This window comes from Streptomyces fumanus (genome assembly GCF_014655295.1).
In the GTDB taxonomy this organism is placed as follows: domain Bacteria; phylum Actinomycetota; class Actinomycetes; order Streptomycetales; family Streptomycetaceae; genus Streptomyces; species Streptomyces fumanus.
Map to the genome: position 1 here is coordinate 139,864 of NZ_BNBI01000017.1, position 23,621 is coordinate 163,484.

Annotated in this window: 1 protein-coding gene (running past one end of the window); it reads right to left on the reverse strand. The window is 72.8% G+C overall.

Annotated elements, in window-relative coordinates:
- Positions 1–23,621: part of a type I polyketide synthase coding region (locus tag IE316_RS36050; protein ID WP_268257660.1), annotated on the reverse strand (this coding region is incomplete at its 5' end). The annotated region continues 6,000 nt past the right edge of the window; the window shows 23,621 of its 29,621 annotated nt.

The following is a 23,621-nucleotide window of genomic DNA, read 5'->3' on the forward strand; positions in this document are numbered from 1 at the left end:
TCAGTCCAGCCCCAGTTCCCTGTCGATCAGGCTGAACATCTCGTCGTCGGTGACGGCGTCGAAGCCGCCGGGCCGGTCGTCTTCGGTGCCGGACGCCGGGTCGGGGGTGTCCTCGAACTTCCACAGCAGCGCCTGGAGGCGGCGCAGTACGGCGTCGCGGTCGTCGCCCGGGTCGGGAAGCGCGTCGGTGAGTGCCGCTTCCAGCCGGTCGATCTCGCCGAGCAGGGGTGCCGTCGGGTCCGCCGGGCCGGCCGGGGCGAGTTGCTGTCCGAGGTGGCGGGCGAGAGCGAGGGGGGTGGGGTGGTCGAAGGTGATCGTGGCCGGCAGGTGCAGTCCGGTCGCGGTGGAGAGCCGGTTGCGGAGTTCGACGGCGGTGAGCGAGTCGAAGCCCGCTTCGAGGAAGCCCCGGTCGGAGGAGACGGCCTCGGTGGAGGCGTGTCCGAGGACGGCGGCGCAGTGGCCGCGTACGAGGTCGACGAGGAGGCGTTCGCGTTCCGCCCCGGTCTGTCCGGCGAGCTGCTGGACGAGGTGGGTCGCGGACCGTGCCGTGGCTCCGGTGGCCTGGCGCCGGGGCATGCGCACCAGGCCGTGCAGCGGTGCGGGCAAGTTCCCGGCGGCGGCGGCCTTCCGCAGGGAGGCCGTGTCCAGTCGTACGGCGGCGGGGTTGGCGTCGGGGAGGGTCAGTGCGGTGTCGAAGAGCTGGAGTGCGTCGGCCGCGGTCAGCGGGGCGATCCCCGAGCGGCGCATGCGGGCCATGTCCTGCGCGCCGAGTTGTCCGGTGATGCCGCTGGTGTCCGCCCACAGGCCCCAGGAGAGGGAGGTGGCGGGGAGCCCGGTGGACTGCCGGTGTGCGGCGAGGGCGTCCAGGAAGGCGTTGGCGGCGGCGTAGTTGGCCTGTCCGGGGCTGCCCAGCATTCCGGCGGCGGAGGAGAAGAGGACGAAGGCGGCGAGGTCGTGGCCCGCGGTGAGGTCGTGGAGGTTGAGGGCGCCGTCGACCTTGGCGCGCAGGACGCGTTCGAGGCGCTCGGGGGTGAGTGCGTCGATGAGTCCGTCGTCCAGTACGCCCGCCGCGTGGACGATGCCGGTGAGGGGGGCGGATGTGCGGGCGAGGACGGCGGCGAGTGCCTCGCGGTCGGCCGCGTCGCACGCCTCGACGCGCACCTGGGCGCCGAGTTCCGTGAGGTCGGCGGTGAGGCCGGCCGCGCCGGGGGCGTCGGGCCCGCCTCGGCTGAGCAGCACCAGGTTGCGGACGCCGTGCCGGGTGACGAGGTGCCGGGCCAGGAGGCCGCCCAGGGTGCCGGTGCCGCCGGTGATCAGAACGGTGCCGTCCGGGTCCAGGGGCCTGGGGACGCGCAGGACCAGTTTGCCGGTGTGCTTGGCCTGGGACATGAGCCGGAAGGCGTCCGGTGCCCGCCGCATGTCGTAGCACCGTACCGGGGCCGGGTGCAGCGCCCCGGTCCCGAACAGGCGGGTCACGTCGTCGAGGAGGGCGTTGATGTGGCCCGGGGCGAGGGTCATCAGGTCGTAGGGGAGGTAGCGGGTGCCGGGGTGGGCGGTGTGGACGGTGTCCGGGTCGCGGAGGTCGGTCTTGCCCATCTCCAGGAACCGGCCGCCGTCGGCGAGGAGCCGCAGTGAGGCGTCGATGAACTCGCCCGCGAGGGAGTTGAGCACCACGTCGACGCCACCGGCGAACTTCTGCTCGAAGTCGAGCGTGCGGGAGCTGGCGATGTGGGAGTCGTCCAGACCCATCGCCCGCAGCGTGTCCCACTTGCCCTCGCTCGCCGTCGCGAAGACCTCGGCGCCGAGGTGGCGGGCGATCTGGATCGCCGCCATGCCGACCCCGCCCGCACCGGCGTGGATCAGGATCCGCTCGCCGGGCTGGAGTCCGCCGAGTTCCACGAGCCCGTACCAGGCCGTCAGGAACACGACCGGTACCGACGCGCCCTGCTCGAACGACCACCCCTCCGGCATCCGGGCGACCATCCGCCGGTCGGCGACGGCCCGCGGCCCGAAGGACGGGAACAGCCCGAACACGGTGTCCCCGACGGTGAACTGCTCGACCTCGGAGCCGACTTCGGTGACCACGCCGGCGCCTTCGCCGCCCATGGACGCGGCGCCCGGGTAGACGCCGAGGGCGATCAGCACGTCGCGGAAGTTGAGTCCGGCGGCGCGGACGGCGATGCGGATGTCGTGTGCGCCGAGGGGCTGGGGCGCGGTGTCGTCGGCGGGCTGGAGGGCCAGTCCTTCGAGGGTGCCGTCGCCCGTGGTGGCCAGGGTCCAGTCGCCGGGCGGCGGGATCAGGGCGGTGTGTTCGCCGTGCCGGGCGAGGCGGGGTGCCAGGGCCTGTCCGGCACGGAGGGCGAGCTGGGGTGCGCCGCTGCGGACGGCGGCCTCCAGGAGCGCGGTGGAGTCGGGGCTGTCGTCCGTGTCGACGAGGGTGAACCGGCCGGGGTGTTCGGACTGGGCCGAGCGTACGAGGCCCCATACGGCGGCGTTGACGAGGTCGGGCACGGTGTCGTCGGGGGACGCGGCGACCGCGCCGTGCGTCACCACCGCCAGCGGGCCCGGTGCGTCGTCGTCGGCGAGCCGTTCCTGGATCCGCCGCAGGACCTCGGTGGTCGCCTGCGCGACGGCGTCCGCGAGACCGCCGCCGTCGGTGGTGGTGGTGCGGCGGGCGGTGTCGAGCCGGTCCGTGGCTGTGTCTGTGGCGGTGTCCGTGTCTGTGGCCGTGTCCGTAGCCGTGTTCGTGTTCGTGTTCGTAGCCGTGTTCGTGTTCGTGTTCGTGAGGCTTTCGGTCAGGTCGGCCGGGAGCCAGTGCATGAGGTGGAGGGCGCCGGTCGTGCTCTCGCGGGCCGCGCCGAGCCGGTCGGGGGCGACGCCGCGTACCGCCAGCTCCCGCACGTCGAGGACGGGCTGTCCGGTGCCGTCGACGGCTTGGAGGGTGAGCCGGTCGGGGCCGCTGGTGGACAGTCGTACCCGCAGGGCGGGGGCGCCGGTGGCCAGGAGGGTGATGCCGGTCCAGGAGAACGGGAGGCGTACCAGGCCGTCGTCGGTTTCCGGGGCGGTGAGCTGTGCCGCGTGCAGGCAGGCGTCGAGGAGCGCCGGGTGCAGGCCGAACCGGCTCGCGGAGTCGGCCGTGCCGTCGGGCAGGGCCACGTCGGCGTAGACGGCGTCACCGGCGCGCCATGCGCTGCGCAGGCCCTGGAAGGCCGGCCCGTAGCCGTAGCCGCTGTCGGTGAGCCGGTCGTAGAAGCCGTCCAGGTCCAGGGGCTGGGCGCCGGGCGGGGGCCAGGCGGTCAGGCCGAAGTCGAAGTTGGCGGTGTGGTCGTCGGCCGGGGCGAGGGTGCCGGTGGCGTGGCGGGTCCAGGCCGTCGCCGACTGCTCGGGGTCGGTATCGGTGTCGGTGGTGTCCTGCGGGCGGGAGTGGATCTCCAGGGTGCGCGCTCCGTCGCCCTGGTCCCCGCCGATGGCGATCTGGAGTTGCGCGGCGCCGCGTTCGGGCAGGACGAGCGGGTTCTCCAGGGTCAGGTCGGCGACCCGGGAGCAGCCGGTGAGGTCGGCGGCGTGCAGGGCGAGTTCGGCGAGCGCGGCGCCGGGGAGCAGGACGGTTCCGGCGACCGCGTGGTCCGCGAGCCAGGGGTGGGTGCGGGTGGAGAGCCGTCCGGTGAGGACCATGTGGTCGGTGCCGGCGAGCGGGACGGCGGCGCCGACCAGCGGGTGGCGGCCCGGGGCGAAGCCGAGGCCGGTGGGGTCGGCGGCCGGCCCCGAGCCGCTGCTCAGCCAGTAGCGCCGCCGTTCGAACGCGTACGTGGGCAGATCGGTGGTCCCGGTCCCCTCGAACAGGGTTTCCCAGCGGACGGGCACGCCCGCGACGTGGGCGACGGCCAGGGCGTCGAGGGTGGCCCGCGTCTCGGGCCGGTTGCGGCGCAGCAGGGGGGCGGCGGTGAGGTCGGCGGCGCCGGGGAGGGTGTCGCGGACCATCGCGGTCAGGACGCCTTCGGGGCCGAGTTCGAGGTAGGCGGTGACGCCGTCGGCGTGCAGGGCCGTCACTCCGTCGGCGAACCGGACGGCCTCGCGCACCTGTCGTACCCAGTACTCGGGGGTGCGCAGTTCGTCGGGGTGGGCCGGGGCTCCGGTGAGGTTGGAGACGAGCGGGAGGGTGGGTTCGCCGTAGGAGACGGTGGTCAGGATGCGGCGGAACTCGTCCAGCATCGGTTCCATGCGGGCCGAGTGGAACGCGTGGCTGACCCGCAGGCGGCGGGTCTTGTGTCCGGCGTCCGCGAAGCGCGCCGCCACCGCCAGTACCGGCTCCTCGTCGCCGGACAGGACGACCGAGGCGGGCCCGTTGACGGCGGCTACGCAGACGGCGTCGGCGCCGGGGACGTCGTCACGGGCGGTGGCCAGGCCGTCGAGGGCGTCCTGTTCGGAGACCGAGACGGCCACCATCGCTCCGCCCTTGGGCAGTGCGTGCATGAGCCGGCCGCGCGCCGCGACCACGACGGCCGCGTCCTGGAGGGACCACAGGCCCGCCGCATGGGCGGCGGCGAGTTCGCCGATCGAGTGTCCCAGCAGGTGGTCGGGCCGTATGCCGAAGGACTCGACCAGCCGGTAGAGGGCGACTTCGAGGGCGAAGAGGGCGGCCTGGGTGAAGACCGTCTCGTCCAGCAGGCCCTCGGTGCCGTCGGCTCCCAGGACGACGTCACGCACCGACTGGTCCGTGTGCCCGGCCAGTTGCCGGTCGAGTTCGAAGACCGCCGCGTCGAACGCCTCGGCGAAGACCGGGAACGTCTCGTACAGCTCGCGTCCCATGCCCGCGTGCTGGCTGCCCTGGCCGCTGAACAGGAACGCGACCCGGACGCCGGGCCGAGCCGTCCCCGCCACCACGCCGGGCGCGGATCCGCCCGCGGCGAGCGCGTCGAGCCCGGCGAGCAGTTCGTCCCGGTCACCGCCGGTCACGACGGCCCGCTCCTCGAACAGGGCCCGGGTGGCCACGAGGGCGTGCCCGATCTCCGCCGTCCCGGCGCCGCCCTCCGCCCGCGCGAACTCGGCGAGTCGCCGCGCCTGGTCGGCGAGGGCCCCGGGGGTACGGGCGGACAGCAGCCAGGGCAGGACACGTTCGTCGTGCACGGGCTCGGTGGGGGCGGCGGGCTCGGGGCCTTGCTCCAGGACCACGTGTGCGTTGGTGCCGCTCGCGCCGAAGGAGGACACGCCCGCGCGACGGGGGCGCCCGGTCTCGGGCCACTGCCGCGCCTCGGTGAGCAGCTCCACCGCGCCGGCGGACCAGTCCACGTGCGGCGACGGCTCGGTGACGTGCAAGGTCTGCGGCAGCACGCCGGCCCGTATCGCCATCACCGTCTTGATCACACCCGCCACCCCGGCGGCGGCCTGCGCATGACCGATGTTCGACTTCAACGACCCCAGGTACAGCGGCTCTTGACGCCCCTGCCCGTAGGTCGCGATGACGGCCTGTGCCTCGATCGGGTCGCCGAGGGTAGTGCCGGTCCCGTGCGCCTCGACGGCGTCCACGTCCCCGGTCCCCAGACCGGCACTGGCCAGCGCCTGCCGGATCACCCGCTGCTGCGACGGCCCGTTCGGCGCCGTCAGCCCATTGCTGGCACCGTCCTGATTGACCGCACTGCCGCGTACGACGGCCAGAACGCGGTGTCCCTTGCGCACCGCCTCCGACTGCCGCTCCACCAGCAGCACGCCCACGCCCTCGGCCCAGCCCGTACCGTCCGCCGCGGCCGAGAACGCCTTGCACCGACCGTCCGGTGACATCCCGCGCTGGCGGCTGAACTCGACGAAGAGGCCGGGGTGCGACATGACGGTGACGCCTCCGACGAGGGCCATCGTGCACTCGCCGTTGCGCAGCGCCTGAGCCGCGAGGTGCAGGGCGACCAGCGACGAGGAGCACGCCGTGTCCACCGTCACCGCGGGGCCTTCCAGCCCGAAGGTGTACGCGACCCGGCCGGACACGACACTGCCCGACGAACCGGTACCGATATAACCCTCGGCTTCCTCGGGCACCTCGGTGACGCGAGCGGCGTAGTCGTGGTACATGACACCGGCGAAGACGCCCGTCCGGCTGCCGCGCAGCCCGGCCGGATCGATCCCGGCCCGCTCGAACGCCTCCCACGACGTCTCCAGCAGCAACCGCTGCTGGGGGTCCATGGCGAGGGCCTCGCGGGGCGAGATCTCGAAGAACCCGGCGTCGAAGTCGCCCGCGTCGTACAGGAACCCGCCCTCGCACGCGTAGCTCTTCCCGGGAACCGAGGGGTCGGGGTCGTAGAGGTCCTCCAGGTCCCAGCCCCGGTTCTCGGGGAAGCCGGCCACGGCGTCCCGGCCCTCCGCGACCAGGTCCCACAGGTCCTCGGGGGACTCGACGCCGCCGGGGAAGCGGCACGCCATTCCGATGATCACCACGGGGTCGTCGTCCGTCGCGTCGCCGGCCGGGGCGGGTCCGGCCGCGTCCGTCTCGGAGCCGACCAGTTCACCGCGCAGGTGGCGGGCGATGGCCGAGGGTGTGGGGTGGTCGAACACGAGCGTCGCCGGCAGGCGCAGGCCGGTCGCCGCGTTGAGGCGGTTACGCAGGTCCACCGCGAGCATCGAGTCGAAGCCCAGCTCCTTGAACGGCCGTCCGGCGTTCACGGCCGCGCCGGACTCGTGGCCCAGGACGGCCGCGACGACCTCGCACACCAACTGGGTCAGCTCGCGCTCCTGTTCGGCGGCGGACAGTCCCGCGAGGCGCCGGGCGAACCCGGAGGTCGCCGGCTCGCCGTCGGGTGTGCCGACACGCCGTTTGGCGGCGCGGACGAGGCCGCTCAGCAGCGGGGGCAGCAGTCCGGCGGCGGACTGGGCGCGCAGGGCGGCGGAGTCGAGGCGGATCGGCACGGTCAGCGCGGGGGCCGTGGCGGACAGCGCCGCGTCGAACAGCGCCAGCCCCTGCCGGTCGGTGAGCGGCAGGATGCCCCGGCGCGCCAGGCGGACGGTGTCGCCGCCGTCGAGGTGACCGGTCATGCCGCTGGCCGTCTCCCAGAAACCCCAGGCCATGGAGGTGGCGGGGAGCCCTTCGGCACGGCGGGCGTGGGCGAGCGCGTCCAGGTAGGTGTTGGCCGCCGCGTAGTTCGCCTGCCCCGGACCGCCCAGGAGGCCCGAAGCGGAGGAGAAGAGGACGAAGGCGGTCAGGTCCAGGTCGCGGGTCAGTTCGTGCAGGTTGACGGCACTGTCGACCTTGGCGCGCAGCACGGTGTGCAACTGCTCGTCGGACATGTCGGCCACGACACCGTCGTCCAGGACACCCGTCGCGTGCACCACACCGGCCAGGCGACCCGGTATGCGCTCCAGGACACCGGCCAGGGCGTCCCGGTCGGCCGCGTCGCAGGCTTCGACCACCACCGACACGTCCAGCGCGGCCAGCTCCTCCACCAGCTCGCCCACACCCGGTGCGTCCATCCCCCGACGCCCGACCAGCACCAGCTCACGGACCCCGTGGCGCATGGCCAGATGCCGGGCCACCAGACCACCCAGGGTGCCGGTGCCACCGGTGATCAGAACAGCACCCTCACCCCACGACACCGCCTCCCCATCGGTCACCGCATACCGCACGAGACGCGGCACGCTCAACGCGCCGCTCCGCACGGCTACTTCACGCTCGCCGACCGCCAACGCGGCGCGTACATCGGCCAGCCAGTCCTCGCCGTCCGTCTCGACGAGGACGAACCGGCCGGGGTGCTCCGTCTCCGCCGATCGCACCAGACCCGCCAGCACACCCGCCGGGCCCCGCGTCACCGCCACCAACCGCGAGGACTCGAACCGCGCGTCGGCCAGCCAGGCCCGCAGAACGGTCAGCAGTCGCACCGCGACGGCGTGTGCGTCGGAATCGTCGGCGCACGGCACGAGTACGGCTGCCGGGACGGGCGTGCCGGTGTCGAGCGCGTGCGTCAGCGCGGTGAGGTCGGGGTAGTGGGCGGTCTCCGGGACCAGCGGGCCGAACCCGTCCGCGCCGAGAACGGCGAGGCCGGCCGGGTCGAGGGCGGGCTGCGTGGCTGTCGCCGGTACCCAGTCGAGGGCGTAGAGCGGATCCCTGGCGGTGACGGTCTCGCGCAGACGTGCGGGGTCGATCGGACGCAGGGTCAGGGCGGAGATCTGGGCGAAGGGCCGGCCGTCGCTGTCCGCGAGGGTCAGTGCGACCGTGTCGGTGTCGAGCCGTGAGATACGGAGCCGGGCCGTGGTCGCGCCGGTTCCGGAGAGGACGACGCCGTTCCACGCGAACGGCAGCCGCAGCCGACCGTCGTCGGCGCCGGGGGCGCTCGCCGTGACGATGGCGTGCAGGGCGGCGTCGAGGAGGGCCGGGTGCAGGCCGAACCGGGCGGCGTCCGTGTCGTGCCCGGCGGGCAGGGCCACTTCGGCGTAGGTGTCGTCACCGTGCCGCCAGGCCGAGGTGAGCCCTTGGAAGGCGGGACCGTACTGGTATCCGCGCGCCGCGAGGTCGCCGTAGAACCCGTCCAGGTCGACCGGCTCGGCGCCGGCCGGCGGCCAGGCGCCCGCGCCGAAGCCGTCCTCGGACGCGGCGGACGTCTCATCGGAGAGCCTGCCGACGGCGTGGCGGCTCCACTCCCCGCCCAGTTCCTCGTCGCCGGCCCGCGAGTGGACGGAGACCGTACGGCCGCCCGTCCCGTCCGCGGCGGAGACGACCACCTGGACCGCCACCGCTCCCTGTTCCGGGACGACCAGCGGTTCCTCCAGGGTCAGCTCGTCCAGCCGACCGCAGTCGACGGCGTCCGCGGCCCGCAGTGCCAGTTCCACGAACGCCGCTCCGGGCAGCAGTACCGTCCCGGCGACCGCATGGTCAGCGAGCCAGGGATGCGCCGACAGCGACACCCGGCCGGTCAGCACCACTCCGCCGTCCACACCCGGCACGCAGGCCCCGACCAACGGGTGCTCCGCGTCCCGCAGCCCGACCGCACCGAGGTCGCCACGTGCGCCGGGGGGCGCCTGGAGCCAGTAGCGGCGGCGTTGGAAGGGGTAGGTGGGGAGGTCGGGTCCGGTGGTACGGGCGGTGCCGACGAGGGGGGTCCAGTCGACCGGGAGGCCGTGGACGTACGCCTCGCCGATGGCGGTGGTGAAGCGACGCAGGTCGCCCTCATCGCGGCGCAGGGTACCCAGGACGACCGCGGCGTCCTCGACCGTGCCCTCGACCGGTGTCGTCAAGACCGGGTGGGCGCTGGCCTCGATGAACGCGTCGAAGCCGTCCGCCAGCAGCAGCCGTACCGTCTCTTCGAAGCGGACCGTCTGACGCAGGTTGGTGTACCAATACGTGGCGTCAAGAGGGGTCGTCTCCAGGCGCTCCGCCGTGACCGCCGAGTAGAAGGGAATCCTGGGCGTCATCGGCTCAAGGTCAGCCAAGTCGGCCAGGATGCGGTCGCGGATCGACTCCACCTGCGCCGAGTGCGAGGCGTAGTCCACCGGCACCCGACGCGCCCAGACATCGGCGGCGTCGCAGTCGGCCAGCAGCGCGTCAAGGGCGTCCGGCTCACCCGCGACGGTGACCGATCCCGGACCGTTCACGGCAGCCACCGACACCCGGCCCTCGTAGGGGGCAATGAGCTCAGCAGCGCGCTCGGCCGAAACACCGAGGGAGGCCATGCCGCCCGTGCCCGCCAGCTCCACGATCGCCTGGCTGCGCAGCGCGACGACCTTCGCCGCATCGCCGAGGGAGAGCGCGCCCGCCACGCACGCGGCGGCGATCTCACCCTGGGAGTGACCGACCACGGCGGCCGGCCGCACGCCGAACGACTCCCACAACCCGGCCAGCGACACCATCACCGCCCACAGCACCGGCTGCACCACATCCACCCGCCCCAGCCAGTCCTCCTCCGAGGACCGCAGGACGGCGGTCAACTCCCAATCGACGTGGGGCGCGAGCGCCGCCTCGCACGCCGCGATCCGCTCCGCGAACACCGCAGACTCGTCCAGCAGACCAGCCGCCATCCCCACCCACTGCGACCCCTGCCCGGGGAACACGAACACCGGACGCAACGAGGACCGCGCACCGCCCGGCACGGACTCCCTGGCCGCCAGCTCCTCCAGCCCCGCCACCAGCTCACCGCGATCGCCAGCAACCACGACGCCCCGGAACTCCAGCGCCGACCGAGCCGCCACCAAGGCCGAAGCAACCCCACTCAGCTCAGCCCCGCCCCGCACATACGCGGCGACCTGCTCAGCCTGAGCCTTCAGCCCTTCCGCCGACCGCCCGGACACCACGAACGGCAACACCCCACCAACCGCAGGCACCTCAGGAGTTTCAGTCCCAGGAGCCTCCTCCACGATCACGTGCGCGTTCGTCCCGCTGATCCCGAAGGACGACACGCCCGCCCGACGAGGACGCCCAGTGTCCGGCCACTCCCGCGCCTCGGTGAGCAACTCCACTCGACCCGCGGACCAGTCCACATGGGAGGTCGGTTCCGTGACATGCAGTGTCTTGGGCAGGACTCCCGCCCTGAGCGCCATGACCGTCTTGATGACCCCGGCGACACCGGACACCGCCTGCCCATGACCGAGGTTCGACTTCAGCGACCCGAGCCACAGCGGGCGGTCATCGTCGCGCCCCTGCCCGTACGTGGCGATGATCGCCTGGGCCTCGATGGGGTCCCCGAGCGTCGTGCCCGTACCGTGCGCTTCGACGGCGTCGATGTCCCGGGCGCTCAGCCGTGCGTTGGCGAGCGCCTGTCGGATCACCCGCTGCTGCGAGGGACCGCTGGGCGCGGCGAGTCCGTTGCTCGCGCCGTCCTGGTTGGTGGCGCTGCCCCGGACCACCGCGAGGATGCGGTGCCCTTCGCGCTGGGCGTCGGACAGCCTCTGTACGAGCAGGACGCCCACGCCTTCGGACCAGCTCGTGCCGTCCGCCGTGGCCGAGAACGCCTTGCTGCGGCCGTCGGCGGCAAGCCCGCGCTGCCGGCTGAACTCGACGAACAGCCCCGGCGTCGGCATCACGCTGACACCGCCGACGAGGGCCATCGCGCATTCGCCGTTCCGCAGCGCCTGCACGGCCAGGTGGAGGCTGACCAGCGAGGAGGAGCAGGCGGTGTCGACGCTGACGGCGGGGCCTTCCAGGCCGAAGGTGTACGCGACCCGGCCCGAGCCGACACTGCTGGCGTTGCCGGTGCCGAGGTAGCCCTCGACGTCCTCGGGGGTGCGGTCGAGACGTGTGGCGTAGTCCTTGGCGAGCATCCCGAAGAACACGCCGGTCTGGCTGCCGCGCAGGGTCGCGGGGTCGATGCCGGCGCGTTCGATGGCTTCCCACGAGGACTCCATCAGCAGGCGCTGCTGGGGGTCCATGGCGAGGGCCTCGCGCGGGGAGATCCCGAAGAACTCGGCGTCGAAGTCGGCGACGGAGTCGAGGAACCCGCCGGAGCGGACGTAGCTCTTTCCGTGCCGGCCGGGGTCGGGGTCGTAGATGTCGTCGATGTCCCAGCCCCGGTCGGTCGGGAAGTCCGTGATCGCGTCACGTCCTTCCGCGACGAGCTGCCACAGGTCCTCGGGGGACTCGACTCCGCCGGGGAAGCGGCAGGCCATACCGACGATCGCGATCGGCTCGTGGTCCGTCGGCGGCGTTGTGGCCGGGACGATGGCGCGGGCGTCGTCGGTGTCCTCGGTGCCGAGCAGCTCGGTGCGGAGGAAGTCGGCGAGGGCGAGCGGGGTCGGGTGGTCGAAGACGAGGGTGGTGGGCAGTCGGAGACCGGTGGCCGCGTTGAGCCGGTTGCGGAGTTCCACGGAGGTCAGCGAGTCGAACCCTTGCTCCTTGAAGCTGCGTTCGGCGTCCGTCGACCCGGTGGAGGTGTGTCCGAGGACGGTGGCTATGTGGGTGCGGACGAGATCGAGCAGGATGCGGGTCTGTTCGGACGGGGGCTGCGTTTCGAGTTCACGGGCCAGCGGGTTGTCCCGTCCGGTGGCGACGGCCTCGACGGCTCGGCGCGCTTCCCGGGCCCGTACGATCCCCTGGAGCAGCCTGGGCATCGATCCGCCGGTTGCCTGGGTGCGCAGCGCGGCCTGGTCGAAGCGGACGGCCACGAGGTGCGGTTCGTCGACGTTCAGGGCGGCGTCGAGGAGGGCGAGCCCTTCTTCGGCCGACATGGCGACGACGCCGGAACGCCGCATCCGCGCCAGGTCCTGCCGGCCCAGCCCGCCGGTCATGCCGCTGGACGGCTCCCACAGCCCCCAGGACACGGAGGACGCGGGAAGGCCGGCCGCGTGCCGTTGCCGGGCGAGCGCGTCGAGGAAGGTGTTGGCGGCGGCGTAACCGGCCTGGCCGACGTTGCCGAGGACTCCGGCGAGGGAGGAGAACAGGACGAACGCGGCGAGGTCGTCGTTCGCGGTGAGTTCGTGCAGGTTGACCGCGCCGTCGACCTTGACCCGCAGGACGTTCTCCAGTCGCTCGGGGGTGAGCGACTCGATCAGACCGTCGTCCAGTACACCCGCCGCGTGGACGACGCCGGTCAGCGGGGTGGGTATCCGCCCCAGGACTGCGGCGAGCGCCTCCCGGTCGGACACGTCGCACGCCTCGACGACGACCCGGGCGTCCAGCCCCTCGGGGACCTCACCGCCACTACGGCTCAGCAGCACCAGGTTCCGCACCCCGTGTTCCTCGACCAGGTGCCGCGCCACCAGCGTGCCCAGCGTGCCGGTACCGCCCGTGATCAGGACCGTGCCGTCCGGGTCCAGGCGCCGGGGCATGCGCAGCACCAGCTTGCCCGTGTGCTTGGCCTGCGACATGAACCGGAACGCCTCCGGCGCCCGCCGCACATCGAACGACCGCACGGTGGCCGGCTCCAGCACCCCGGCGGCGAAGAGCGGCATCACCTCACTCAGCAGTTCCCCGATGTGTTCCGGCCCCGCCTCCAGCAAGTCGTACGCCCGGTACGACACCCCTTCGACCGCATCCCGGATATCCGTCTTGCCCATCTCCAGGAACCGACCGCCGTCGCCCAGCAGCCGTAGCGAGGCGTCGATGAACTCCCCGGTGAGGGAGTTGAGGACCAGGTCCATTCCGTCGGCGAACTTCTGCTCGAAGTCGAGCGTGCGGGAGCTGGCGATGTGGGCGTCGTCCAGCCCCATCGCGCGCAACACCTCCCACTTGCCCTCGCTCGCGGTCGCGAAGACCTCGGCGCCGAGATGACGGGCGATCTGGATCGCCGCCATGCCGACGCCACCCGCACCGGCGTGGATCAGCGCCCGCTCCCCGGGCCGGAGTCCACCCAGCTCCACGAGCCCGTACCAGGCCGTCAGGAAGGCCACCGGCACCGACGCGCCCTGCTCGAACGACCACGTGGCGGGGAGGGCTGCCGTCATCCGGCTGTCGGCCACGACCACCGGTCCGAAGGCGTCGCGGAACATCCCGAACACCCGGTCGCCCACGGCGAGTCCGGTCACCTCGGAGCCGACCTCGGTGACGACACCGGCCCCTTCGCTGCCCATGCCGGTCTGGCCGGGCACCATGCCGTGTCCGATGAGTACGTCGCGGAAGTTGATGCCGGCCGCGTGGACATCGATCCGGATGTCGACCGGGCCCAGTTCCCGCTGTGCCGTCGGGGCGGGCAGCAGGGCCAGGTCGGACAGGGTGCCGGCGTCGGCCGTGGTCTCCAGCCGCCAGGGTCCGGAGCGCGGGGGCAGCAGGGCGGCGCCGGAGGTGGCGCGTGCGAGCCGGGGGGTCCACAGGACGCCGTCACGCACGGCCGCCTGGGGTTCCCCGCAGCCGAGCGCGGTCACGAGGGCCGTGGCCGACCGGTCCGCCGGGTCGAGGTCGACGAGAACGAACCGCTCGGGGTGCTCGTTCTGCGCGGTACGCATCAGCCCCCAGACCGGGGCATGGGTGAGGTCCACGTCGTCGGCCCCGTGCCCGGTCTGTACGGCGCCGCGGGTCACCACCATCAGGCGGGACGCCGCGAAGTACTCGTCGGAGAGCCATTCCTGGACGAAGGCCAGGAGGCCGCTCAGGGTCTCCCGCACCTCTCCGTGCGTGTCACCGGAGTCGGCCAGGATCAGCGCGACCACGTCAGGCGCGGCTCCCTCGGACGCGCGCGCCGCCCGCAGGTCGGCGTACGGCTCGGCGGCGAGGTGCGCGTCACGCAGGAGAGCGGCCGTGGCGTCGGCGGTGTCACCGAGAACCGCCCAGACCTGGTCGTTCGCCCGGTCCGTCCCCGTCCCGTCCACCTCGACCTGGGTCCAGTCGACGCGGAAGAGCGCCTCTTCAGCGGGATGGCGTACGAGGTCGAGCCGGTCCAGCGGGATCGGGCGGACCGTCAGGCCGCGTGCCGAGAGCACCGGCCGGCCGGCCGGGTCGGTCGCGAGCACCCCCAGCGTCTCCGGCCCGGTGACGGTGAGCCGGACGCGGAGCGAGGTCGCGCCGGACGCGTGCAGGGTGATGTCCGACCAGGCGAACGGCAGCCTGACCGTGCCGGTGGGGGCAGCGTCCAGGCCGCTGCGGGAGGCGGCGTGCAGGGCGGCGTCGAGGAGCGCCGGGTGCAGCCCGAACAGTGTGGCCTGCGCGGCCGGTTCGGCGGGGAGGGTGACTTCGGCGTACACGTCGTCGCCCGACCGCCAGGCGGTGCGCAGGCCCTGGAACGCCGGGCCGTAGCCGTATCCCGTGTCCGCCAGGGCGGAGTAGAAGTCGTCCAGGGCGATGGGCTCGGCTCCTGCGGGCGGCCAGGTGCCAAGACCGTCCGTCCGGTCGTCGGGGGCCGGCGCCAGGACACCGGAGGCGTGCCGGGTCCACGCGTCGTCGAGGGCGCCGCCGCGCTCGGTACGCCCGTACACGGACACGGCACGCTCCCCGTCGTCGCCGGGGGCGTCGACGACGACCTGGAGCTGTACGGAGCCCTGCTCGGGGACGACCAGCGGTGCTTCCAGGGCGAGTTCGGCGACACGGCCGCAGCCGACCTCGTCCCCGGCGCGTATCGCCAGCTCCACGAAGGCCGTGCCCGGCAGCAGTACCGTCCCGGCGACGGCGTGGTCCCGCAGCCACGGGTGGGTCCGCAAGGAGACCCGGCCGGTGAGTACGGCACCCAGCTCGCCGCCGAGTCGCACGGCGGCGCCCAGCAGGGGGTGATCCGCCTCGGCCAGTCCGAGTTCGCGCGCGTCGCCGGTCGCGGGGATGCGCTCCAGCCAGAAGTGCTGGTGCTCGAAGGGGTACGTGGGGAGGCCGATGTCGGCTGGACGAGGGGTGCCGACGAGGGGGGTCCAGTCGACGGCGAGGCCGTTGGCGTACGCCTCGCCGAGGGCGGTGGTGAAGCGGCGCAGGTCGCCCTCGTCGCGGCGCAGGGTGCCCAGGATGACCGCGGCGTCCTCGACCGTGCCCTCGACCGGTGTCGTCAGGACCGGGTGGGCACTGGCCTCGATGAACGCGTCGAAGCCGTCCGCCAGCAGCAGACGCACCGTCTCCTCGAAACGGACCGTCTGACGCAGGTTGGTGTACCAGTACGCGGCGTCGAGAGGGGTCGTCTCCAGGCGCTCCGCCGTGACCGCCGAGTAGAAGGGAATCCTGGGCGTCATCGGCTCAAGGTCAGCCAAGTCGGTCAGGATGCGGTCGCGGATGGATTCCACCTGCGCCGAGTGGGAGGCGTAGTCCACCGGGACCCGGCGCGCCCAGACATCGGCAGCGTCGCAGTCCGCCAGCAGCGCGTCAAGGGCGTCCGGCTCACCCGCGACGGTGACCGATCCCGGACCGTTCACGGCAGCCACCGACACCCGGCCCTCGTAGGGGGCGAGCAGCTCGGCAGCGCGCTCGGCCGGGACACCGAGGGAGGCCATGCCTCCGGTGCCCGCCAGTTCCACGATTGCCTGGCTGCGCAGTGCCACGACCTTCGCCGCGTCATCGAGGGAGAGCGCACCCGCCACGCACGCGGCGGCGATCTCGCCCTGAGAGTGACCGACCACGGCGGCCGGCCGCACGCCGAACGACTCCCACAATGCGGCGAGAGACACCATCACCGCCCACAGCACCGGCTGCACCACATCCACCCGGCCCAGCCAGTCCTCCTCCGAGGACCGCAAGACGGCAGTCAACTCCCAATCGACGTGAGGTGCGAGCGCCGCCTCGCATGCAGCGATCCGCTCCGCGAACACCGGCGACTCGTCCAGCAGACCGGCCGCCATCCCCACCCACTGCGACCCCTGCCCGGGGAAGACGAACACCGGCCGCCCTACCGGACGTGCCTTGCCCGTCGCCGCTTCGCCCGAGGCCAGCGCCGCCAAGCCGGACGCCAGCTCCGCCCGGTCGTCGGCCAGTACGACGCCCCGGTACTCCAGCGCCGCCCGACCCCAGGTCAGTGCCCGGGCGACCGCGCCGAGTGCGATGTCAGGACGGTCGGCGAGGAACTGGGCCACTCGACCCGCCTGAGCACGGAGCGCACTCTCCGACTTGGCCGACACGAGGAACGGGAGCGTGACGCCGTCGTTCTCGGTGGGCTCGGCGGGGACGGGCTCGGGGCCTTGTTCCAGGACCACGTGTGCGTTGGTGCCGCTCGCCCCGAAGGAGGACACGCCCGCCCGACGGGGGCGCCCGGTCTCGGGCCACTGCCGCGCCTCGGTGAGCAGTTCCACCGCACCGGCGGACCAGTCCACGTGCGGCGACGGCTCGGTGACGTGCAAGGTCTGCGGCAGCACGCCGGCCCGCATCGCCATCACCGTCTTGATCACACCCGCCACCCCGGCGGCGGCCTGCGCATGACCGATGTTCGACTTCAGTGAACCGAGGTAGAGAGGCTCTTGACGTCCTTGCCCGTAGGTCGCGATGAGAGCCTGTGCCTCGATCGGGTCGCCGAGGGTGGTGCCGGTCCCGTGCGCCTCGACGGCGTCCACGTCGCCGGTCCCCAGACCGGCACTGGCGAGCGCCTGCCGGATCACCCGCTGCTGGGAGGGCCCATTCGGTGCCGTCAGCCCGTTGCTGGCGCCGTCCTGATTGACCGCACTGCCGCGTACGACGGCCAGCACCCGATGCCCGAGACGCACCGCCTCCGACTGCCGCTCCACCAGCAGCACGCCCACGCCCTCGGCCCAGCCCGTACCGTCCGCCGCGGCCGAGAACGCCTTGCACCGACCGTCGGCCGACAACCCGCGCTGACGGCTGAACTCGACGAACACCTCGGGCGTCGACATGACCGTCACACCACCGACGAGGGCCATCGTGCACTCGCCGTTCCGCAACGCCTGAGCCGCGAGGTGCAGGGCGACCAGCGACGAGGAGCACGCCGTGTCCACCGTCACGGCGGGGCCTTCCAGCCCGAAGGTGTACGCGACCCGGCCGGAGACCGCGCTTCCTGACTTGCCGGTCAGCGCGTAGCCCTCGACCTCGGCGTTCGCCGGGCCCGTGCCGTCCACGTAGTCGTGGTACATGACGCCCGCGAAGACGCCCGTCCGGCTGCCGCGCAGCCCGGCCGGATCGATCCCGGCCCGTTCGAACGCCTCCCACGACGTCTCCAGCAGCAACCGCTGCTGGGGGTCCATGGCGAGGGCCTCGCGGGGCGAGACCCCGAAGAAGTCGGCGTCGAAGTCACCGGCGTCGTACAGGAAGCCGCCTTCGGAGGCGTAGCTCTTGCCCAGGGCCGTGGGGTCGGGGTCGTAGAGGTTCTCCAGGTCCCAGCCTCGGTTCTCGGGGAAGCCGGCGACAGCGTCCCGGCCCTCCGCGACGAGGTTCCACAGGTCTTCCGGCGAGGCCACTCCGCCCGGGTAGCGGCACGCCATCCCGACGATCACCACGGGGTCGTCGCTCGTCGCGTCGGTGGTCTGCGCGGGCCCGGCGACGATCGTGTCCGATCCGAGGAGCGCTTCCTCCAGATGACGGGCGAGCGCGGAGAGGGTCGGGTGGTCGAACACGAGCGTCGCCGGCAGGCGCAGGCCCGTCGCCGCGTTCAGGCGGTTACGCAGGTCCACGGCGAGCATCGAGTCGAACCCGAGATCCCTGAAGGCCCGTGCGGCCTCGACCGTCTGCCCCGACTCGTGGCCGAGCACGAGGGAGACGTTCGTGCGGACCAGGTTGAGGATCTCGGCTTCGCGTGCCGGTGCGTCGAGCGCGGCCAGGCGTGCGGCGAACCGGGAACCGTCGGTGCCGGCAGCGGTGGACGCGGTACGACGGCTCGTCGTCCGCACGACGCCGCGCAGTACGTCGGGCAGCGAACCCGACGCCGCCCGGGCGCGCAACGCCACCGGGTCCAGGATCACGGGCAGGAGGTGCGCCTCGTCGGAACGCAGAGCGTCGTCGAAGAGGGCGAGCCCCTCGTCGTTCATGAGGGCCCGGACTCCCCGGCGCAGAGCACGCGCCGCCGTGGTGCCCTCGGCGATGCCGGTCATGCCGCTGGTCTGCGCCCAGGGTCCCCAGCCCAGCGAGATCGCGGGTTTGCCGGAGGCGCGGCGTTGCTGAGCGAGTGCGTCGAGGAAGGCGTTCGCCGCCGCGTAGTTGGCCTGACCGCTGGTGCCGAACACGCTCGCGGCGGAGGAGAAGAGGACGAAGGCGGTCAGGTCCAGGTCGCGGGTCAGTTCGTGCAGGTTGACGGCACTGTCGACCTTGGCGCGCAGCACCGTGTGCAACTGATCGTCGGACATGCCGGCCACGACACCGTCGTCCAGCACACCGGCAGCGTGCACCACACCCGCCAAACGCCCCGGAATGCGCTCCAGGACACCGGCCAGGGCGTCCCGGTCGGCCGCGTCGCAGGCTTCGACCACCACCGACACGCCCAGCGCGGCCAGCTCCTCCACCAGCTCACCCACACCCGGCGCGTCCATCCCCCGACGCCCGACCAGCACCAGCTCACGGACCCCGTGGCGCATCGCCAGATGCCGGGCCACCAGACCACCCAGGGTGCCGGTGCCACCGGTGATCAGAACAGCGCCCTCACCCCACGACACCACCTCCCCATCGGTCACCGCGTGCCGGACCAGACGCGGCACACTCAATGCGCCGTCCCGCACCGCCACTTCACGCTCACCGACCGCCAACGCGGTGCGCACATCGGCCAGCCAGTCCTCCCCGTCCGTCTCGACGAGGACGAACCGGCCGGGGTGCTCCGTCTCCGCCGACCGCACCAGACCCGACACCACACCGCCAGGACCCCGCGTCACCACCACCAACCGCGAGGACTCGAACCGCGCATCGGCCAACCAGGCCCGCACCACACCCAACACCCCAGCAGCCATCCCATGGACGTCCGACCCGTCGAAGCAGGGCAGAACCACCACCTCAGGCGCACCCTCCACCGCGCCCAGCTCCGGGTCGTCACCATCAAGCACCACCACCTGCCCCGGGAACTCCCCCTCCACCGGCCCCACGGGCGCCCAATCGACCCGGTACATCCCCCCGCCGGTCCGCGTCTCCTGGAACTGCTCGATCGAGACGCGCTGGAGCAACAGGGAGCCGACGTTCATCACCGGTCGGCCTGTCTGGTCACCCAGTTCGACGGCGACCTCGTCGGCGCCGAGGCGGGCGAGCCGTACACGTACGGCGGTGGCGCCGGTCGCGGACAGGGAGACGTCGGCCCAGCGGCCGGGTACCAGGAGTTGTCCGTCTGTGGTGTTGTCGAGGGCCACGCCGTGGAGCGCGGCATCCAGCAGCGCCGGGTGGATGCCGAAGCCCTGCGGTGCTTCTTCGCCCGAGGGCAACGTCACGTCGGCGTAGATGTCCTCACCGACACGCCATGCCGCCGAGAGCCCCCGGAACAGGCCCGTGTATCCATGCCCGACCTCGGCCAGGCGCTCGTAGAAGGCGTCGAGGTCGATGGGGTGCGCACCCGTCGGCGGCCACACTGCGAACCGGCCGGACTCATCGGCAGAGCCCTGCCTCACCGCCAGCACGGCGGTCGCGTTGCGGGTCCAGGGGGCGTCGGTGTCGGCGTCCGCCCTGCGCGAGTGGATGCTCAGCCCGTACGCCCCGCCCTCTTCCAGCCGCTCGACGCGGACCTGGACCTGTACGGAGCCCCTCTCGGGGATCACCAACGGCGCTTCCATGACGAGCTCTTCGAGCAGGTCACAGCCCACTTCGTCGGCAGCGCGGATCGCCAGGTCGACGACGGCCGCACCGGGTAGCACCACGGTCCCGCCCACTCGGTGGCCGGCCAGCCACGGGTGCGCCGCGAGTGACAGCGCCCCGGTCAGGAGCAGCCCCTCGGCGTCCGCCAGCGGCACCGACGCGCCAAGGAGGGGGTGGCCTGCCCTGGCGAGGCCGGCGGACGTGAGGTCACCGGTGGAGGTGCTGGCGGTGGCCGGCCAGTAGTGACGGCGTTGGAAGGGGTAGGTGGGGAGGTCGGGTCCGGTGGTACGGGCCGTGCCGACCAGGGGGGTCCAGTCGACCGGGAGACCCTGGACGTACGCCTCGCCGAGGGCGGTGGTGAAGCGGCGCAGGTCTCCCTCGTCGCGGCGCAGGGTGCCCAGGACGACCGCGGCGTCCTCGACCGTGCCCTCGACCGGTGTCGTCAGGACCGGGTGGGCGCTGGCCTCGACGAACGCGTCGAAGCCGTCCGCCAGCAGCAGACGCACCGTCTCCTCGAAACGGACCGTCTGACGCAGGTTCGTGTACCAGTACGCGGCATCGAGAGGGCTCGTCTCCAGGCGCTCCGCCGTGACCGCCGAGTAGAACGGGACCGTCGGTGCCATCGGCTCAAGGTCAGCCAAGTCGGCCAGGATGCGGTCGCGGATGGACTCCACCTGTGCAGAGTGGGAGGCGTAGTCCACCGGGACCCGGCGCGCCCAGACATCGGCGGCGTCGCAGTCGGCCAGCAGCGCGTCGAGAGCATCCGGCTCACCCGCGACGGTGACCGATCCCGGACCGTTCACGGCAGCCACCGACACCCGGCCCTCGTAGGGGGCAATGAGCTCAGCAGCGCGCTCGGCCGGGACACCGAGGGAGGCCATGCCGCCCGTGCCCGCCAGCTCCACGATCGCCTGGCTGCGCAGCGCTACGACCTTCGCCGCATCGCCCAGAGAGAGCGCACCCGCCACGCAGGCAGCGGCGATCTCACCCTGAGAGTGACCGACCACGGCGGCCGGCCGCACGCCGAACGACTCCCACAACCCGGCGAGAGACACCATCACCGCCCACAAGACCGGCTGCACCACATCCACCCGCCCCAGCCAGTCCTCCTCCGAGGACCGCAGGACGGCGGTCAACTCCCAATCGACGTGAGGCGCGAGCGCCACCTCACACGCCGCGATCCGCTCCGCGAACACCGCAGACTCGTCCAGCAGACCAGCCGCCATCCCCACCCACTGCGACCCCTGCCCGGGGAACACGAACACCGGCCGAGTCGAAGACCGCACACCGCCCGGCACCGACTCCCGGGCCGCCAACTCCTCCAGCCCCGCCACCAGCTCACCGCGATCACCAGCAACCACCACACCCCGGAACTCCAACGCCGACCGACCCGCCACCAAGGCCGAAGCAACCCCACTCAGCTCAACCCCACCCCGCACATACGCGGCAAGCCGCTCAGCCTGAGCCCTCAACCCCTCCACCGACCGCCCCGACACCACGAACGGCAACACCCCACCAACCGCAGGCACCTCAGCCGCGTCAACGGCCTCCGGAGCCTCCTCCACGATCACATGCGCGTTCGTCCCACTGATCCCGAACGACGACACACCCGCACGCCGAGGACGCCCACTGTCCGGCCACTCCCGCGCCTCGGTGAGCAACTCGACAGCCCCCGCGGACCAGTCCACATGCGAGGACGGCGCATCGACATGCAGCGTGCGCGGCAGCACTCCAGCCCGCAGAGCCATGACCGTCTTGATCACACCACCGACACCGGAGGCCGCCTGCGCATGACCGATGTTCGACTTCAGCGATCCGAGATACAACGGCCGTTCTACAGTCCGCCCCTGCCCATAGGCATCGATCAGCGCCTGCGCCTCAATAGGATCCCCGAGCATCGTACCCGTACCGTGTGCCTCGACGGCGTCCACATCCCCGGTGCTCAACCCGGCGTTGGCGAGCGCCTGGCGGATCACCCGCTGCTGGGAGGGTCCGTTGGGAGCGGTGAGCCCATTGCTGGCGCCGTCCTGGTTGACGGCGGAGCCACGGACGACGGCCAGCACCCGGTGTCCCTTGCGCACCGCGTCCGACAGCCGCTCGACCACGAGCACACCGACGCCCTCGGCCCAGGCCGTGCCGTCGGCGCTGTCGGCGAACGCCTTGCAGCGTCCGTCGTCCGAGAGTCCGCGCTGCCGGCTGAACTCGATGAACATGTCCGGGCTGGACATGATGGTCGCGCCGCCGGCCAGCGCCATCGTGCACTCACCCCGCCGCAGCGCCTGCGCCGCGAGGTGGAGGGCGACGAGGGAGGAGGAGCAGGCGGTGTCGACGGTGACGGCGGGTCCTTCGAAGCCGTAGGTGTAGGCGAGGCGGCCGGAGGCGACGCTGCCGGTGGTCCCGGTGAGGCGGTACCCCTCGACGGCGTCCGAGGTACGGCTCAGCAGGGGTCCGTAGTCCTGCGAGACCGCGCCGATGAAGACGCCGGTCGCGCTGGCCTTGAGTGCGGCGGGGTCGATGCCCGCGCGTTCGAACGCCTCCCAGGAGGTCTCCATCAGCAGGCGCTGCTGGGGGTCCATGGCGAGGGCTTCGCGCGGGGAGATCCCGAAGAACTCGGCGTCGAAGTCGGCGACGGAGTCGAGGAACCCACCGTTCCGTACGTAGGTCTTGCCGAGGCTCTCGGGGTCCGGATCGTAGATGCCGTCGAGATCCCAGCCCCGGTCGGTCGGGAAGTCCGCGATCGCGTCACGCTCTTCCGCGACGAGCCGCCACAGATCCTCGGGGGACTCGACTCCGCCCGGGAAGCGGCAGGCCATCCCGACGATCGCGATCGGCTCGTCCGTCTCGACCGCCGCGACGGGCGCGGTGGGAAGCGGCGGGGCGTCGCCCAGGAGCCGGGACTTGAGGTACTGGGCCAGCGCGGTGGGCGTCGGGTGGTCGAAGGTCAGGGCTCCGGAGAGCTGGAGGCCGGTGGTGGCGTTGAGGCGGTTGCGCAGTTCGACCGCGGCGAGGGAGTCGAAACCCGCCGCCTTGAAGGTCTGCTCCGGCGCGATCAGCTCCGCTGAGGTGTGGCCCAGCACCAGGGCGGCCTGGGTGCGGACCATGTCGACGAGAGCCTGGTCCTGTTCCGCCGAGGGCAGTCCTGTCAGCCGTTCCACCAGCGTGTCCTGCCCACCGCTCGCCGCGGCGGCGGCCTGCGCGGCACGCCGTACGGGGGCGCGGACCAGGCCGCGCAGCATCCCGGGCATCGAGCCTTGAGCACTCTGGGCCCCGGTCCGCAGCTCAGCGTGGTCGAAGCGGACGGCGGCGAGGTGCGCGTCGCCGGCGTGCAGGGCGGCGTCGAGGAGGGCGAGCCCTTCCTCGGCCGACATGGCGACGATGCCGGAACGCCGCATCCGCGCCAGGTCCTGCCGGCCCAGCCCGCCGGTCATGCCGCTGGACGGCTCCCACAGTCCCCAGGCGACGGAGGTCCCGGACAGCCCGGCCTCCTGCCGCTGGGCGGCGAGGGCGTCCAGGAACGTGTTCGCGGCGGCGTAGTTGGCCTGCCCCGCGTTCCCGAGCAGCCCCGCGATGGAGGAGAAGGCGACGAACGCGGCGAGGTCGTCGT